12 protein-coding genes and 1 tRNA gene are annotated in these 16,458 nt (G+C 58.0%); all 13 read right to left on the bottom strand.

Features of this window, described 5'->3' with window-relative positions; genetic code table 11:
• Window positions 1–1,019 (bottom strand): elongation factor Tu (tuf, locus tag PMI38_RS00155; protein ID WP_008089147.1); only part of this gene is annotated, 1,019 nt, incomplete at its 3' end.
• 27 nt (window positions 1,020–1,046) lie between these two features.
• Window positions 1,047–3,191 (bottom strand): elongation factor G, encoded by a 2,145-nt coding sequence (gene fusA, locus PMI38_RS00150; RefSeq protein ID WP_008089145.1) that lies wholly within the window; start codon window positions 3,189–3,191, stop codon window positions 1,047–1,049.
• Between the two features lie 30 nt (window positions 3,192–3,221).
• The gene (gene rpsG / locus PMI38_RS00145; RefSeq protein WP_008089143.1) at window positions 3,222–3,692 is read right to left on the bottom strand and encodes a 30S ribosomal protein S7; all 471 of its coding nucleotides are present in this window, start codon (window positions 3,690–3,692) and stop codon (window positions 3,222–3,224) included.
• Between the two features lie 106 nt (window positions 3,693–3,798).
• Complete coding sequence (rpsL, locus tag PMI38_RS00140) at window positions 3,799–4,170, bottom strand: 30S ribosomal protein S12 (protein ID WP_003255492.1); 372 nt, start codon at window positions 4,168–4,170, stop codon at window positions 3,799–3,801.
• A gap of 211 nt (window positions 4,171–4,381) precedes the next feature.
• A complete protein-coding gene (gene rpoC, locus PMI38_RS00135; protein WP_008089137.1) occupies window positions 4,382–8,581 on the bottom strand; it encodes a DNA-directed RNA polymerase subunit beta' in 4,200 nt (1,399 codons plus the stop codon).
• A 64-nt stretch (window positions 8,582–8,645) separates the two neighbouring features.
• Entirely contained in the window at window positions 8,646–12,719 is a 4,074-nt protein-coding gene (gene rpoB / locus PMI38_RS00130) for a DNA-directed RNA polymerase subunit beta (RefSeq protein WP_008089135.1), read from the bottom strand.
• Window positions 12,720–12,938: 219 nt separating this feature from the next.
• Window positions 12,939–13,304, bottom strand: coding sequence for a 50S ribosomal protein L7/L12 (gene rplL, locus PMI38_RS00125; RefSeq protein ID WP_003255496.1), 366 nt, complete (start codon window positions 13,302–13,304; stop codon window positions 12,939–12,941).
• A 78-nt stretch (window positions 13,305–13,382) separates the two neighbouring features.
• A complete protein-coding gene (gene rplJ / locus PMI38_RS00120) occupies window positions 13,383–13,883 on the bottom strand; it encodes a 50S ribosomal protein L10 (RefSeq protein WP_008089133.1) in 501 nt (166 codons plus the stop codon).
• Between the two features lie 197 nt (window positions 13,884–14,080).
• Complete coding sequence (gene rplA / locus PMI38_RS00115; protein ID WP_008089131.1) at window positions 14,081–14,776, bottom strand: 50S ribosomal protein L1; 696 nt, start codon at window positions 14,774–14,776, stop codon at window positions 14,081–14,083.
• A complete protein-coding gene (gene rplK, locus PMI38_RS00110; RefSeq protein WP_003255500.1) occupies window positions 14,776–15,207 on the bottom strand; it encodes a 50S ribosomal protein L11 in 432 nt (143 codons plus the stop codon). Before rplK ends, rplA begins: the two co-directional genes overlap by 1 nt.
• Before the next feature lie 119 nt (window positions 15,208–15,326).
• On the bottom strand, window positions 15,327–15,860 hold the full coding sequence (nusG, locus tag PMI38_RS00105) for a transcription termination/antitermination protein NusG (protein ID WP_003255501.1): 534 nt from the start codon (window positions 15,858–15,860) through the stop codon (window positions 15,327–15,329).
• 9 nt (window positions 15,861–15,869) lie between these two features.
• The gene (gene secE, locus PMI38_RS00100) at window positions 15,870–16,238 is read right to left on the bottom strand and encodes a preprotein translocase subunit SecE (protein WP_008089117.1); all 369 of its coding nucleotides are present in this window, start codon (window positions 16,236–16,238) and stop codon (window positions 15,870–15,872) included.
• 44 nt (window positions 16,239–16,282) lie between these two features.
• A tRNA-Trp gene (locus PMI38_RS00095) sits at window positions 16,283–16,358 on the bottom strand.
• Window positions 16,359–16,458 lie beyond the last annotated feature (100 nt).

Raw genomic sequence — 16,458 nt, 5'->3', positions numbered from 1 at the left:
TCAGTGGTACGGAAGTAGAACTGAGGACGGTAGCCTTTGAAGAACGGAGTGTGACGGCCGCCTTCTTCCTTCGACAGGACGTAGACTTCTGCGGTGAACTTGGTGTGCGGCTTGACCGAACCTGGCTTGACCAGAACCTGGCCACGCTCAACGTCGTCACGCTTGGTACCACGCAGCAGAACGCCGCAGTTCTCGCCAGCACGACCTTCGTCCAGCAGCTTGCGGAACATCTCAACGCCGGTGCAGGTAGTGGTGGTGGTGTCACGCAGACCAACGATTTCCAGCGGGTCTTGAACGCGGACGATACCACGCTCGATACGGCCGGTAACAACGGTACCACGACCCGAGATCGAGAATACGTCTTCGATCGGCATCAGGAACGGCTGGTCGATGGCACGAACTGGCTCTGGGATGTAGCTGTCCAGAGTTTCTACCAGCTTCTTGACAGCGGTAGTGCCCATTTCGTTGTCGTCTTTGCCTTCCAGGGCCATACGAGCGGAACCGATGATGATCGGAGTGTCGTCGCCTGGGAAGTCGTAGGTGGACAGCAGGTCGCGAACTTCCATCTCGACCAGTTCCAGCAGCTCAGCGTCGTCTACCAGGTCAGCCTTGTTCAGGAAGACCACGATGTACGGAACGCCAACCTGACGGGACAGCAGGATGTGCTCACGGGTTTGTGGCATCGGACCATCGGCGGCCGAGCAAACCAGGATCGCGCCGTCCATCTGGGCAGCACCGGTGATCATGTTCTTCACGTAGTCAGCGTGACCTGGGCAGTCGACGTGAGCGTAGTGACGAATGGTCGAGTTGTACTCGACGTGAGCGGTGTTGATGGTGATACCGCGCGCTTTTTCTTCCGGAGCCGAGTCGATCTTGTCGAACTCAACGATTGCCGAACCGAAAACTTCGGAGCAAACGCGAGTCAGAGCTGCGGTCAGAGTGGTTTTACCGTGGTCAACGTGGCCGATGGTGCCGACGTTAACGTGGGGAAGGGAACGATCAAATTTTTCTTTAGCCACGACAGTGAACCTCTTGCCTAAAGGGGATTAGCCTTGTTTTTTAACGAGTGCTTCGACGATGTTCGACGGAGCTTCGGCGTATTTGGAGAATTCCATGGAGTAGCTTGCGCGACCCTGAGACATGGAACGAACGTCGGTTGCGTAACCGAACATCTCTCCGAGCGGTACTTCAGCACGGACGACGCGGCCGGAGACCGACTCATCCATACCCTGGACCAGACCACGACGACGGTTCAGGTCACCCATCACGTCACCCAAGTAGTCTTCCGGGGTTACAACTTCGACCTTCATGATCGGCTCGAGAACCACGCCGCCGCCCTTGGTGGCCAGCTGCTTGGTTGCCATCGATGCGGCGATCTTGAACGCCATTTCGTTGGAGTCGACGTCGTGGTACGAACCGTCGAATACCGTGGCCTTCAGGCCGATCAGAGGATAACCGGCTACAACGCCGTTTTTCATCTGCTCTTCGATACCCTTCTGGATCGGGGCGATGAATTCCTTAGGAATCACACCACCAACGACTTCGTTGGAGAACACCAGACCTTCGGTGATGTTGCCCTTCTCGTCGACTTCCGGCTCCGAGAAACGGATCCAGCAGTGACCGAACTGACCACGACCACCCGACTGACGAACGAACTTGCCTTCGATCTCGACGTTGGACTTGGTGATCTTCTCGCGGTACGAAACCTGCGGCTTGCCGATGTTGGCTTCGACGTTGAACTCGCGCTTCATGCGGTCAACGAGGATGTCCAGGTGCAGCTCACCCATACCGGAGATGATGGTCTGGCCGGTTTCTTCGTCGGTCTTGACGCGGAACGACGGGTCTTCCTGGGCCAGTTTGCCCAGTGCGATACCCATCTTCTCCTGGTCAGCCTTGGTTTTCGGCTCGACGGAGAGCGAAATTACCGGCTCAGGGAAGTCCATACGCTCAAGAATGATTGGCTTGTCAGCGTTGCACAGGGTTTCGCCTGTGGTCACGTCTTTCATGCCGATCAGTGCAGCGATGTCGCCAGCGCGCACTTCCTTGATCTCTTCACGCTGGTTGGCGTGCATCTGGACCATACGACCAACGCGCTCTTTCTTGCCCTTGACCGAGTTGATGACCGAGTCACCAGAGGTCAGAACACCCGAGTAGACGCGAACGAAGGTCAGAGTACCAACGAACGGGTCAGTCGCGATCTTGAACGCCAGGGCCGAGAACGGCTCGTTGTCGTCTGCATGACGCTCGTCCTTGCGAACAGCCGGATCTTCTTTATCCAGATCCTTGTCGTCCGGGTTGATACCCTGGATTGCAGGGATCTCGGTCGGAGCAGGCAGGTAGTCGATGACGGCGTCGAGAACCAGGGGAACGCCCTTGTTCTTGAACGACGAACCGCAGACAGCCGGAACGATCTCGCTGGCCAGGGTGCGCGCGCGCAAGCCTGCCTTGATCTCTTCGACGGTCAGCTCTTCGCCTTCCAGGTACTTGTTCATCAGCTCTTCGCTGGACTCGGCAGCCGCTTCAACCATGTTCGCGCGCCATTCTTCGGCCAGCTCGAGCATGTCCGCAGGAATTTCTTCCTCGCGGTAGGTGGTGCCTTTGTCGTCGTCGTTCCAGTAGATAGCCTTCATCTTGATCAGGTCGACCTGACCCTGGAAGTTATCTTCCGAACCGATGGCCAACTGAACAGGAACCGGGGTGTGACCCAGACGGTTCTTGATCTGACCTACGACGCGCAGGAAGTTTGCACCGGCACGGTCCATCTTGTTCACGTAAACAACACGTGGAACGCCGTACTTGTTGGCCTGACGCCATACGGTTTCGGACTGCGGCTCAACGCCGGAGGTACCGCAGAACACAACGACCGCGCCGTCGAGTACGCGCAGCGAACGTTCTACTTCAATGGTGAAGTCAACGTGGCCGGGGGTATCGATGACGTTTACGCGGTAGTTGTCGTACTGACCAACGGAACCTTTCCAGAAGGTGGTAACGGCAGCGGAGGTAATGGTGATACCGCGCTCCTGCTCCTGCACCATCCAGTCGGTGGTCGCGGCGCCGTCATGCACCTCGCCCATCTTGTGGCTCAGACCTGTGTAGAACAGGATCCGCTCGGTAGTGGTAGTCTTGCCCGCGTCAACGTGGGCACAGATACCGATGTTACGGTAGCGGTTAATTGCTGTAGTACGAGCCATAAAGCCCTCGCAAAATGATTGATGCTTGAATTAGAAGCGGTAGTGCGAGAACGCTTTGTTGGCTTCAGCCATACGGTGAACGTCTTCACGCTTCTTGACTGCAGCACCTTTGCCTTCGGCAGCATCCAGCAGCTCGCCAGCCAGGCGCAGGGCCATCGACTTCTCGCCGCGCTTGCGGGCGTAGTCTACGAGCCAGCGCATTGCCAGAGCATTACGACGGGATGGACGAACTTCAACCGGAACCTGGTAAGTGGCACCGCCGACACGACGGGACTTTACTTCGACCAGCGGAGCGATGGCGTCGAGAGCTTTCTCGAAGATTTCCAGGGGGTCGCTGTTCTTGCGCTCTTTGACCTTGTCCAGTGCACCGTAAACGATGCGCTCGGCCACGGCCTTCTTGCCGCTTTCCATCACGTGGTTCATGAACTTGGCGAGGATTTGGGATCCGTATTTAGGATCGTCCAGAATCTCACGTTTTGCTGCTACACGACGTCTTGGCATGATAAGCCCTCAAACGGTCTTCAGGTTAGCCCGGGACGTGGGTCTTCGACCCCTGCCCGACCTTACTCTTATCGACTCAAAAAAATGGATGTCTGCAAACGGCCGATTACTTCGGACGCTTGGTACCGTATTTCGAACGACCCTGGTTACGGCCTTTAACGCCCGAAGTATCCAGAGAGCCGCGAACGGTGTGGTAACGAACACCTGGCAAGTCTTTTACACGGCCGCCACGGATCAGGACGACGCTGTGCTCTTGCAGGTTGTGGCCTTCACCGCCGATGTACGAGGAAACCTCGAAACCGTTGGTCAGACGCACACGGCATACTTTACGCAGTGCCGAGTTAGGTTTTTTCGGCGTGGTGGTGTACACGCGGGTGCACACGCCACGACGTTGCGGGCAGTTCTGCAGCGCAGGAACGTCGGACTTCTCGACCGAACGCTTACGCGGCTGACGTACCAGCTGGTTGATAGTTGCCATCTACTAGCTCCACTGATTGTCTTGCGACTCTATTGTCTTGCAAGAAAGCCAAAAATTGGCGAGACGGAGCCTCACCAAATTTAAGGGTACAAAAGTCTACGGAGGATCTTGCACCCAGTCAAGACGAGGCCCCGGCCCTCCCCGCCCGGTCATCGGCAACAATTCATGTCGACGACGACCGTTCGGGGCTTGCCGGGGCCCTGCCCTGTACTTAGTTACCGCTGGAATTCAGCGCTTCGGTCAGTGCGGCTTCCACCTCACTGGCACTTACGCGCAGCGGTTTGTCGGCATCACGGCGACGCTTGCGCTCGCTGTGGTAGGCCAGACCAGTACCAGCCGGGATCAGACGACCCACGACCACGTTCTCTTTCAGGCCGCGCAGGTAATCGCGCTTGCCGGTTACCGCCGCTTCGGTCAGTACGCGGGTAGTTTCCTGGAAGGAAGCCGCGGAGATGAACGACTCGGTCGACAGCGAGGCCTTGGTGATACCCAGCAGCACACGGGTGAACTTCGAGATGAACTTGTCTTCGCCGGCGAGACGCTCGTTCTCGACCAGTACGTGAGTCAGTTCCATCTGGTCGCCCTTGATGAAGCTGGAATCGCCCGACTCGGAGATCTCGACCTTGCGCAGCATCTGACGCAGGATGGTCTCGATGTGCTTGTCGTTGATCTTAACGCCTTGCAGACGGTAAACGTCCTGGATCTCGTTGACGATGTACTTCGCCAGCGCGCTCACACCCAGCAGACGCAGGATGTCGTGCGGATCGCTCGGGCCGTCGGAGATAACTTCACCGCGGTTTACCTGTTCGCCTTCGAAGACGTTCAGGTGGCGCCACTTCGGAATCAGCTCTTCGTACGGATCGCTACCGTCGGTCGGAGTAATGACCAGACGACGCTTGCCCTTGGTTTCCTTACCGAACGCGATGGTGCCGCTGACTTCAGCCAGAATCGAGGCTTCTTTCGGACGGCGCGCTTCGAACAGGTCGGCAACGCGTGGCAGACCACCGGTGATGTCACGGGTCTTCGACGTTTCTTGCGGGATACGCGCGATAACGTCACCAACACCGATCTGTGCACCGTCAGCCACACCTACCAAGGCGTTGGCCGGCAGGAAGTACTGGGCCGGTACGTCGGTACCTGGCAGGTACAGATCCTTGCCGTTGGCGTCGACCATCTTGATTGCCGGACGGATTTCCTTGCCTGCGGCAGGGCGATCCTTGACGTCCAGAACTTCGATGTTGGTCAGGCCGGTCAGTTCGTCGGTCTGGCGCTTGATGGTGATGTTTTCTTCCATGCCCACGAAGGTCACGGTACCTTTCAGTTCGGTAACGATCGGGTGGGTGTGCGGGTCCCACTTGGCGACGATTGCGCCAGCTTCGACCTTGTCACCTTCCTTGACCGAAATCACCGCACCGTAAGGCAGCTTGTAGCGCTCACGCTCACGACCGAACTCGTCGGCAATGGCCAGCTCGCCGGAACGCGATACAGCAACCAGGTTGCCGTCAGCACGCTCAACCTGCTTCAGGTTGTGCAGACGCACCATACCGCCGTTCTTCACCTGGACGCTGTCGGCAGCCGAAGTACGGCTTGCAGCACCACCGATGTGGAACGTACGCATGGTCAGCTGGGTACCCGGCTCACCGATCGACTGAGCAGCGATAACGCCGACAGCTTCACCGATGTTCACCTGGTGACCACGCGCCAGGTCACGACCGTAGCACTTGGCGCAGATACCGAAGCGGGTTTCGCAGTTGATCGGCGAACGCACGATCACTTCGTCGATGCTGTTCAGCTCGATGAACTCGACCCACTGCTCGTCGACCAGGGTACCGGCCGGAACGATGACGTCCTCGGTGCCTGGCTTGAACACGTCACGGGCGATTACACGGCCCAGTACACGCTCACCCAGCGGCTCTACAACGTCACCGCCTTCAATGTGCGGAGTCATCAGCAGGCCGTGGTCGGTGCCGCAGTCGATCTCGGTCACGACCAAGTCTTGTGCAACGTCTACCAGACGACGAGTCAGGTAACCGGAGTTAGCGGTCTTCAAGGCGGTATCCGCCAGACCCTTACGAGCACCGTGAGTCGAGATGAAGTACTGGAGTACGCTCAGACCTTCACGGAAGTTCGCGGTGATCGGCGTCTCGATGATCGAGCCGTCCGGCTTGGCCATCAGACCACGCATACCGGCCAGCTGACGGATCTGGGCTGCGGAACCCCGCGCACCGGAGTCAGCCATCATGTACATCGAGTTGAAGGACTCTTGCTCGACTTCCTTGCCCTCGCGGTCGATGACCTTCTCTTTCGAGAGGTTGGCCATCATCGCCTTGGACACTTCGTCGTTCGCCTTGGACCACAAGTCGATGACCTTGTTGTACTTCTCGCCCTGGGTTACCAGGCCGGAGGCGTACTGGCTTTCGATTTCCTTCACTTCATCGGTGGCGCTGTTGATGATGCGCGCTTTCTCATCCGGGATGACAAAGTCGTTCACACCAATGGACACGCCAGAGATGGTGGAGTAAGCGAAACCGGTGTACATCAACTGGTCGGCGAAGATAACGGTCTCTTTCAGACCAACCACGCGGTAGCACTGGTTGATCAGCTTGGAGATCGCCTTTTTCTTCATCGGCTGGTTGACCACGTCGTACGGCAGGCCTGCCGGTACAACCTGGAACAGCAGCGCACGGCCGACGGTGGTGTCGACGATACGGGTGTTCTTGGTGACGCTGCCATCACGGTCTTTCACGGTCTCGTTGATACGGACCTTGATTTTCGCGTGCAGGGCGGCTTCGCCGGCGCGGAATACGCGGTCGACTTCCTGCAGGTCGGCGAACACGCGACCTTCGCCCTTGGCGTTGATGGCTTCACGGGTCATGTAGTACAGACCCAGTACAACGTCCTGCGACGGAACGATGATTGGCTCACCGTTGGCTGGCGACAGAATGTTGTTGGTCGACATCATCAGCGCGCGCGCTTCGAGCTGGGCTTCCAGCGTCAGCGGCACGTGAACGGCCATCTGGTCACCGTCGAAGTCGGCGTTGTACGCGGCGCAGACCAGCGGGTGCAGCTGGATAGCCTTACCTTCGATCAGCACAGGCTCGAACGCCTGGATACCCAGACGGTGCAGGGTTGGCGCACGGTTGAGCAGTACGGGGTGTTCGCGAATCACTTCGGCGAGAACGTCCCAAACCTCTGGCAGCTCGCGCTCGACCATCTTCTTGGCGGCCTTGATGGTGGTCGCCAGACCACGCATTTCCAGCTTGCCGAAAATGAACGGCTTGAACAGCTCCAGGGCCATCTTCTTCGGCAGACCGCACTGGTGCAGACGCAGGGTCGGGCCTACGGTAATTACCGAACGGCCGGAGTAGTCCACACGCTTGCCGAGCAAGTTCTGACGGAAGCGACCTTGCTTACCTTTGATCATGTCGGCCAGGGACTTCAGCGGACGCTTGTTCGAGCCAGTGATGGCGCGACCGCGACGGCCGTTGTCCAGCAGGGCGTCGACCGCTTCCTGCAGCATGCGCTTTTCGTTGCGCACGATGATGTCTGGCGCCGACAGATCGAGCAGGCGCTTCAGACGGTTGTTACGGTTGATCACCCGACGATACAGGTCGTTCAGGTCGGAGGTCGCGAAGCGGCCGCCATCCAGCGGAACCAGCGGACGCAGGTCCGGCGGCAGTACTGGCAGGACGGTCAGGACCATCCACTCAGGCAGGTTGCCCGAGCCCTGGAAAGCTTCCATCAGCTTCAGGCGCTTGGACAGCTTCTTGATCTTGGTTTCCGAGTTGGTCTGCGGAATCTCTTCGCGCAGGCGACCGATCTCGTGCTCCAGGTCGATAGCGTGCAGCAGCTCGCGGACAGCCTCGGCACCCATGCGGGCGTCGAAGTCGTCACCGAACTCTTCCAGCGCTTCGAAGTACTGCTCGTCGTTCAGCAGCTGGCCCTTCTCGAGGGTGGTCATGCCCGGGTCGATAACGACGTAGCTCTCGAAGTAGAGCACGCGCTCGATATCACGCAGGGTCATGTCCATCAGCAGGCCGATACGGGACGGCAGCGACTTCAGGAACCAGATGTGGGCAACCGGCGAGGCCAGTTCGATGTGCGCCATGCGCTCACGACGAACCTTGGCCAGGGCAACTTCAACGCCGCACTTCTCGCAGATCACGCCGCGGTGCTTGAGGCGCTTGTACTTGCCGCACAGGCACTCGTAGTCCTTGACTGGGCCAAAGATCTTGGCGCAGAACAGGCCGTCACGCTCAGGCTTGAACGTACGGTAGTTGATGGTTTCCGGCTTCTTAACTTCACCGAACGACCACGAACGGATCATTTCAGGCGACGCCAGACCGATGCGGATGGCGTCGAACTCTTCGACTTGACCCTGGTTTTTCAGCAAATTCAGTAGGTCTTTCAAGGCCTTTCCTCCTGGCGGAGCAGGGAGCGGGCATTACCTGCCCCACTCCCCTTCGCGTCACGTGTTATTCGGTTTCCAGATCGATATCGATACCGAGCGAACGGATCTCTTTGATCAACACGTTGAAGGACTCGGGCATGCCCGGCTCCATACGGTGATCGCCATCCACGATGTTCTTGTACATCTTGGTACGGCCGTTCACGTCGTCCGACTTCACTGTGAGCATTTCTTGCAGGGTGTATGCCGCGCCGTATGCTTCCAGCGCCCACACTTCCATCTCCCCGAAACGCTGACCACCGAACTGCGCCTTACCACCCAGCGGCTGCTGGGTAACCAGGCTGTAGGAACCAGTGGAACGCGCGTGCATCTTGTCGTCCACCAAGTGGTTCAGCTTGAGCATGTACATGTAACCAACGGTCACAGGACGCTCGAACTTGTTGCCGGTACGGCCATCGAACAGCACCATCTGGCCGCTCTCTGGCAGGTCGGCCAGCTTCAGCATGGCCTTGATCTCGCTTTCCTTGGCACCGTCGAAGACCGGAGTAGCCATCGGCACGCCTTTCTTCAGGTTGTTCGCCAGGGCGAGGATCTCTTCGTCGGTGAACTCTTCCAAGCTCTCCTGACGACCACCGATCTCGTTGTAGATCTCGGTGAGGAAGCCACGCAGTTCAGCGGCCTTGCGCTGCTCTTCGATCATGCGGTCGATTTTCTCGCCCAGACCCTTGGCCGCGAGGCCCAGGTGGGTTTCGAGAATCTGACCGACGTTCATACGCGAAGGTACGCCCAGCGGGTTCAGTACGACGTCGACCGGAGTACCGTTGGCGTCGTGCGGCATGTCTTCAACCGGCATGATCACCGAGACGACACCCTTGTTACCGTGACGACCGGCCATCTTGTCACCCGGCTGGATGCGACGGCGGATTGCCAGGTAGACCTTGACGATTTTCAGTACGCCTGGAGCCAGGTCATCGCCCTGCTGCAGCTTGCGCTTCTTGTCTTCGAACTTGTCGTCCAGCAGACGGCGGCGATCGACGATGTACTGTTGAGCCTTTTCCAGCTGCTCGTTCAGTGCATCTTCGGCCATGCGCAGTTTGAACCACTGGCCGTGCTCCAGACCGTCCAGTACTTCGTCAGTGATCACGGTGCCTTTCTTCAGGCCCGCGCCACCATCGACCACTTGGCCGTTCAGGGCAGAACGCAGACGCTCGAAGGTTGCACCTTCGACGATGCGGAACTCTTCGTTGAGGTCCTTGCGGATCTCGTCCAGCTGCATCTTCTCGATGGCCAGGGCGCGGCTGTCGCGCTCTACGCCATCACGGGTGAAGACCTGTACATCAATGACGGTACCCTTGGTGCCGGTTGGCACGCGCAGGGAAGTGTCCTTAACGTCGCTGGCCTTCTCACCGAAGATCGCGCGCAGCAGTTTTTCTTCCGGCGTCAGCTGGGTTTCGCCTTTTGGCGTGACCTTGCCGACCAGGATGTCGCCAGCGCCGACTTCAGCACCTACGTAGACGATACCGGCTTCGTCCAGCTTGTTCAGTGCGGCTTCACCCACGTTCGGGATGTCCGCAGTGATTTCCTCTGGGCCAAGCTTGGTGTCACGCGCCACACAGGTCAGTTCCTGGATGTGGATGGTGGTGAAGCGGTCTTCCTGAACCACACGCTCGGACAGGCAGATGGAGTCTTCGAAGTTGAAGCCGTTCCACGCCATGAACGCGATGCGCATGTTCTGACCCAGTGCCAGTTCACCCATGTCGGTGGACGGACCGTCGGCCATGATGTCGCTGCGCTGGACCTTGTCACCTTTGCTCACCAGCGGACGCTGGTTGATGCAGGTGTTCTGGTTCGAACGGGTGTACTTGGTCAGGTTGTAGATATCCACACCTGCTTCACCGGTCTCGACTTCGTCGTCATTGACGCGAACGACGATACGGCTGGCGTCGACCGAGTCGATCACACCACCGCGGCGAGCAACCACGCAGACACCGGAGTCACGGGCAACGTTGCGCTCCATGCCGGTACCTACCAGCGGCTTGTCAGCGCGCAGGGTTGGTACAGCCTGACGCTGCATGTTCGAACCCATGAGTGCACGGTTGGCGTCGTCGTGCTCGAGGAACGGAATCAGCGAGGCAGCAACGGAAACAACCTGCTTCGGCGAAACGTCCATCAGGGTGACGTCTTCCGGCGCCTTGACGGTGAATTCGTTCAGGTGACGGACCGCTACCAGCTCGTCGACCAGCTGCTTCTTCTCGTTCATCGCGGCCGAAGCCTGGGCGATGACGTGATCGGCTTCTTCGATCGCCGACAGGAACACGATGTCGTCGCTGACCACGCCTTCCTTCACCACGCGGTACGGGCTTTCCAGGAAACCGTACTGGTTGGTGCGGGCATAGGCTGCCAGGGAGTTGATCAGACCGATGTTCGGACCTTCAGGGGTCTCGATCGGGCACACACGGCCGTAGTGGGTCGGGTGTACGTCACGGACTTCGAAGCCTGCACGCTCACGGGTCAGACCACCCGGGCCGAGTGCGGAGACACGACGCTTGTGGGTGATCTCGGAGAGCGGGTTGTTCTGGTCCATGAACTGCGAGAGCTGGCTGGAACCGAAGAACTCTTTCACCGCCGCCGCAACGGGCTTGGCGTTGATCAGGTCCTGCGGCATCAGGCCTTCGCTTTCGGCCATCGACAGGCGTTCCTTGACCGCGCGCTCGACGCGCACCAGGCCAACACGGAACTGGTTTTCGGCCATCTCGCCGACGCAACGTACGCGACGGTTACCGAGGTGGTCGATGTCGTCGACAATGCCTTTGCCGTTACGGATGTCGACCAGGGTCTTGAGGACCTCGACGATATCTTCCTTGCTCAGCACGCCCGAACCTTCGATCTCGGTGCGACCGATACGACGGTTGAACTTCATGCGGCCAACGGCGGACAGGTCGTACCGCTCGGCGCTGAAGAACAGGTTGTTGAACAGGGTCTCGGCGGCGTCCTTGGTTGGCGGCTCGCCTGGACGCATCATGCGGTAGATCTCGACCAGCGCTTCCAGTTGGTTGCTGGTGGTGTCGATCTTCAGGGTATCCGAGATGAACGGACCGCAGTCGATGTCGTTGGTGTACAGGGTCTCGATGCGGACGACCTGAGCCTTGGCGATCTTGATCAGCAGCTCGGTGGTCAGCTCGGTGTTGCACTCGGCCAGGATCTCGCCGGTAGCCGGATGCACGAGGGCCTTGGCAGTGGTGCGACCCAGGACGTATTCCATTGGTACGTCCAGCTGGTTGACACCGGCCTTCTCGAGCTGGTTGACGTGGCGCGCGGTAATACGGCGGCCTTGCTCGACGATGACCTTGCCGCTGTCGTCATGGATATCCATGACCGCAACTTCACCACGCAGACGCTGAGGCACCAGTTCCAGGCTGAGTTTTTCGCCGGAAATGTGGAACACGTTGGTGGTGTAGAAGGTGTTCAGAACTTCTTCGGTGCTGTAGCCCAGCGCGCGCAGCAGTACCGAGGCCGGCAGCTTGCGGCGACGGTCGATACGCACGAATACGCAGTCCTTCGGGTCGAACTCGAAGTCCAGCCACGAACCGCGGTATGGAATGATGCGAGCGGAGTACAGCAGCTTGCCCGAGCTGTGAGTCTTGCCACGGTCGTGGTCGAAGAACACACCAGGCGAACGGTGCAGCTGGGAAACGATTACACGCTCGGTACCGTTGATAACGAAGGTACCGTTCTCAGTCATCAGGGGGATTTCACCCATGTAGACTTCTTGCTCTTTGATGTCCTTGATCGCTTTGTTCGACGATTCCTTGTCGAAGATGATCAGGCGCACCTTGACCCGCAGTGGGACCGCGAAGGTCACGCCACGCAGGACACATTCCTTCACATCGAAGGCTGGTTCGCCCAGGCGATAGCCTACGTACTCCAGGGCAGCATTGCCGGAGTAGCTGATGATCGGGAATACCGACTTGAAGGCCGCGTGCAGGCCGACGTCGCGGAACTGATCCTTGGATGCTCCCGCTTGCAGGAATTCGCGATACGAATCCAGCTGGATGGCCAGGAGGTAAGGCACATCCATGACGTCCGGCAACTTGCTAAAGTCCTTGCGGATACGTTTTTTCTCAGTGTATGAGTAAGCCATCAGCGTTCCCCAGCTTGGTCACCTGCTTGTTTGGCTTCTCCCGGCGGGAGCAGCCAGAAAATCGTGCAAACCCCTTGGTTTGCGCCACCCACATGGGTGTCTTGCAGCTTGTTATCGGGGCCGACCTGGCCGACCGCCAATAACGGAAAAAGGCCGGTGGCATAAGCCACCAGCCATCAGCCTTCGCTCAACGCTCCGGCTGGCGTCGCAAAGTCGAGATTACTTCAGCTCGACTTTAGCGCCTGCTTCTTCCAGCTTCTTCTTAGCGTCTTCAGCGGCTTCTTTCGAAACGCCTTCAGCTACAACCTGAGGAGCGCCGTCGACTTTCTCTTTGGCTTCTTTCAGGCCCAGACCGGTCAGTTCGCGAACGGCTTTGATCACGTTCACTTTCTTGTCGCCGGCTTCAACCAGAACAACGTTGAACTCGGTCTGCTCTTCAACAACGGCAGCAGCAGCAGCTGGGCCAGCAGCGGCAACAGCAGCGGTAACGCCGAAGGTTTCTTCCATTGCTTTGATCAGCTCAACAACTTCCAGAACGGTTTTCTGGCCGATTGCTTCGATGATTTGTTCGTTAGTCAGGGACATGACTTAAATCCTGTATTGGGGTGACAGCCTTCGCAGCCATCAAATTAAACATATGATTTTGAAAGAGGTTACGCGGCCTTAGGCAGCAGCAGCTTCTTTCTGGTCGCGAACGGCCGCCAGAGTACGAGCCAGCTTGCTGGTAGCGCCTTGAATAACGCTCATCAGACGTGCGATAGCTTCGTCACGGGTCGGCAAGGTAGCCAGTACATCGATCTGGTTGGCGGCAATGAAATTGCCGTCAAACGCAGCTGCCTTGATCTCGAACTTGTCCTGACCCTTGGCGAACTCTTTGAACAGACGAGCAGCAGCGCCCGGGTGTTCGTTGGAGAAAGCAATCAGGGTCGGGCCTTTGAACGCGTCGTTGAGGATCGAAAACTCGGTGCCTTCAACTGCGCGCTTGAGCAGGGTGTTACGTACGACACGTACGTAAACGCCAGCTTCGCGGGCCTCTTTACGGAGTCCGGTCATTGCGCTTACAGTCACACCACGGGCATCAGCCACGACAGCGGACAGAGCGACTTTGGCAGCCTCGTTGACTTCAGCGACGATGGCCTTCTTGTCTTCGAGTTTAATTGCCACGGGTTTACTCCTGGTTTTTACCGTTTCATCTGGCCGAAGCCGGATGTCGTTTTGGTGTCTGATTCGGTAACGAATCGGGAGCACCATCTGCGTAGGCTGGTGGTTTAAGACTTGCGCCGCCTACGGTCTTGGATAGCCCCCGCCAGGCAGGGACCCCAATTTTTGCTGGCGGCACGACGAGTCGCGCCGCCATGGTCTTACGCGTTCAGCGAGCTCTGATCGATGACCAGACCTGGGCCCATGGTGGTGCTCAGGGTAACGCGCTTGACGTAGATACCTTTCGAAGAAGCTGGCTTGATACGCTTCAGATCAGCGATCAGGGCTTCAACGTTTTCCTTCAGCTTGCCAGCTTCGAAGCCGACCTTGCCAACGGAGGTGTGGATGATACCGTTTTTGTCGGTACGATAGCGAACCTGACCAGCCTTGGCGTTTTTGACAGCCGTGGCGACGTCTGGAGTCACAGTACCGACTTTCGGGTTAGGCATCAGGCCGCGAGGACCCAGAACCTGACCCAGCTGACCAACAACGCGCATGGCATCAGGCGATGCGATGACGACGTCATAGTTCAGGTCGCCGCCTTTCATTTCGGCAGCCAGATCGTCCATACCTACACGGTCAGCGCCGGCAGCCAGAGCGGCTTCAGCAGCTGGACCCTGGGTGAAGACAGCAACACGTACGGTCTTGCCAGTGCCGTGTGGCAGCACGGTAGCGCTACGAACGACCTGGTCGGATTTACGCGGATCAACACCGAGGTTGACGGCAACGTCGAAGGATTCGCTGAACTTCACGGTGGACAGTTCGGCCAGCAGCGCAGCTGCGTCTTCGAAGTTGTAAACTTTGCCAGCTTCGATTTTCGAAGCAATGGCCTTTTGGCGCTTGGTCAGCTTAGCCATTACACACCCTCCACGTTCAGGCCCATGCTGCGGGCAGAGCCAGCGATGGTGCGTACAGCAGCGTCCAGGTCAGCAGCGGTCAGATCAGCCTGTTTAGCTTTGGCGATGTCTTCCAGCTGAGCGCGGGTAACGGTACCGACTTTGACGGTGTTCGGACGAGCCGAACCACTGGTCAGGCCAGCAGCTTTCTTCAGCAGAACCGAGGCAGGGGTGCTCTTGGTCTCGAAAGTGAAGCTACGGTCACTGTAAACAGTGATGATCACAGGAGTCGGCAGGCCGGCTTCTTGACCCTGAGTACGGGCGTTGAAGGCCTTGCAGAATTCCATGATGTTCACACCGTGTTGACCCAGTGCTGGACCAACGGGTGGGCTTGGGTTGGCCTGGCCGGCCTTAACTTGCAGCTTGATGTAAGCCTGAATCTTCTTAGCCATGAGCTACTCCAATATCGGGTACGAACGCCAGAAGGCTCCCCGGATGACTTGCGTTTTATCCCAGTGACGACAAAACCCCGCAGCACACAGGGCTGCGGGGTATGGGATGCTTCGTCCGCCTAGACCTTTTCGACCTGGCTGAACTCGAGCTCTACCGGGGTAGAGCGACCGAAAATGAGCACCGCCACTTGGAGGCGACTCTTTTCGTAGTTAACTTCTTCGACACTACCATTGAAGTCAGCGAACGGACCGTCAATGACTCGAACCACTTCACCTGGCTCGAACAGCGTCTTCGGCTTGGGCTTGTCACTGCCGTCGGCTACGCGACGCAGGATAGCTTCAGCTTCCTTATCAGTGATCGGTGCAGGCTTGTCTGCAGTACCACCAATAAAGCCCATCACACGAGGGGTGTCCTTGACCAAGTGCCAAGTCCCTTCGTTCATCTCCATCTGGACCAGTACATAGCCAGGGAAGAATTTACGCTCACTCTTGCGCTTCTGGCCGTTACGCATTTCGACGACTTCTTCGGTCGGGACCAAGATCTCGCCGAAACCGTCTTCCATGCCAGCCAGCTTGACGCGCTCGATCAGGGAGCGCATTACATGCTTCTCGTAACCCGAGTAAGCATGCACAACATACCAACGCTTAGCCACGGGACACCTTTAGCCAACGATCAGGGAGACCGCCCAGCCGAGCAGGGAATCAAGACCCCACAACAGCAGTGCCATAACCAGCACGACAGCCACGACAATCAGCGTGGTCTGGGTGGTTTCCTGGCGGGTCGGCCACACGACTTTACGGATCTCAGTACGAGCTTCCTTCGCCAGCGCAAAGAACGACTTACCCTTCGCAGTCTGCAGAGCTACGAAGCCTGCGACAGCAGCCAGGGCGAGAAGTGCGAGGACGCGATACAGGATTGGAGAGGCGGAGTAATACTGATTACCCACAACACCAACAACAACCAAAGCCACTACAGCCAGCCACTTGAACAGATCAAAACGCGATTCTTGGGCTTCAGTTTTGGGAGTCATCGGGGAGGATCCTGTAAGAAGAAAGCCAATCACACTGAGGTGAATGGCAGGTCAGGAGGGAATCGAACCCCCAACCTACGGTTTTGGAGACCGTCGCTCTGCCAATTGAGCTACTGACCTGTAACGCTGTATCAGGCCGGCCATTATACCGGCCTGATCAAGTAAATCAACTACTTATTCAATAATTTTTGCTACGACACCGGCGCCGACGGTACGACCG

This window comes from Pseudomonas sp. GM84 (assembly GCF_000282535.1).
Taxonomy (GTDB): domain Bacteria; phylum Pseudomonadota; class Gammaproteobacteria; order Pseudomonadales; family Pseudomonadaceae; genus Aquipseudomonas.
The sequence above is the reverse complement of the archived record's forward strand: the minus strand, read 5'-3'. Positions and strand labels throughout refer to the sequence as shown.

What these genes read in the sequence shown, in the direction of transcription:
- fusA (WP_008089145.1), bottom strand. Translation starts at nt 3,191, where the DNA reads ATGGCTCGTACTACAGCAATTAACCGCTACCGTAACATCGGTATCTGT.
- rplL (WP_003255496.1), bottom strand. Translation starts at nt 13,304, where the DNA reads ATGTCCCTGACTAACGAACAAATCATCGAAGCAATCGGCCAGAAAACC.
- rplK (WP_003255500.1), bottom strand. Translation starts at nt 15,207, where the DNA reads ATGGCTAAGAAGATTCAGGCTTACATCAAGCTGCAAGTTAAGGCCGGC.
- secE (WP_008089117.1), bottom strand. Translation starts at nt 16,238, where the DNA reads ATGACTCCCAAAACTGAAGCCCAAGAATCGCGTTTTGATCTGTTCAAG.
- rpsG (WP_008089143.1), bottom strand. Translation starts at nt 3,692, where the DNA reads ATGCCAAGACGTCGTGTAGCAGCAAAACGTGAGATTCTGGACGATCCT.
- rpoB (WP_008089135.1), bottom strand. Translation starts at nt 12,719, where the DNA reads ATGGCTTACTCATACACTGAGAAAAAACGTATCCGCAAGGACTTTAGC.
- rpsL (WP_003255492.1), bottom strand. Translation starts at nt 4,170, where the DNA reads ATGGCAACTATCAACCAGCTGGTACGTCAGCCGCGTAAGCGTTCGGTC.
- rplA (WP_008089131.1), bottom strand. Translation starts at nt 14,776, where the DNA reads ATGGCTAAGCTGACCAAGCGCCAAAAGGCCATTGCTTCGAAAATCGAA.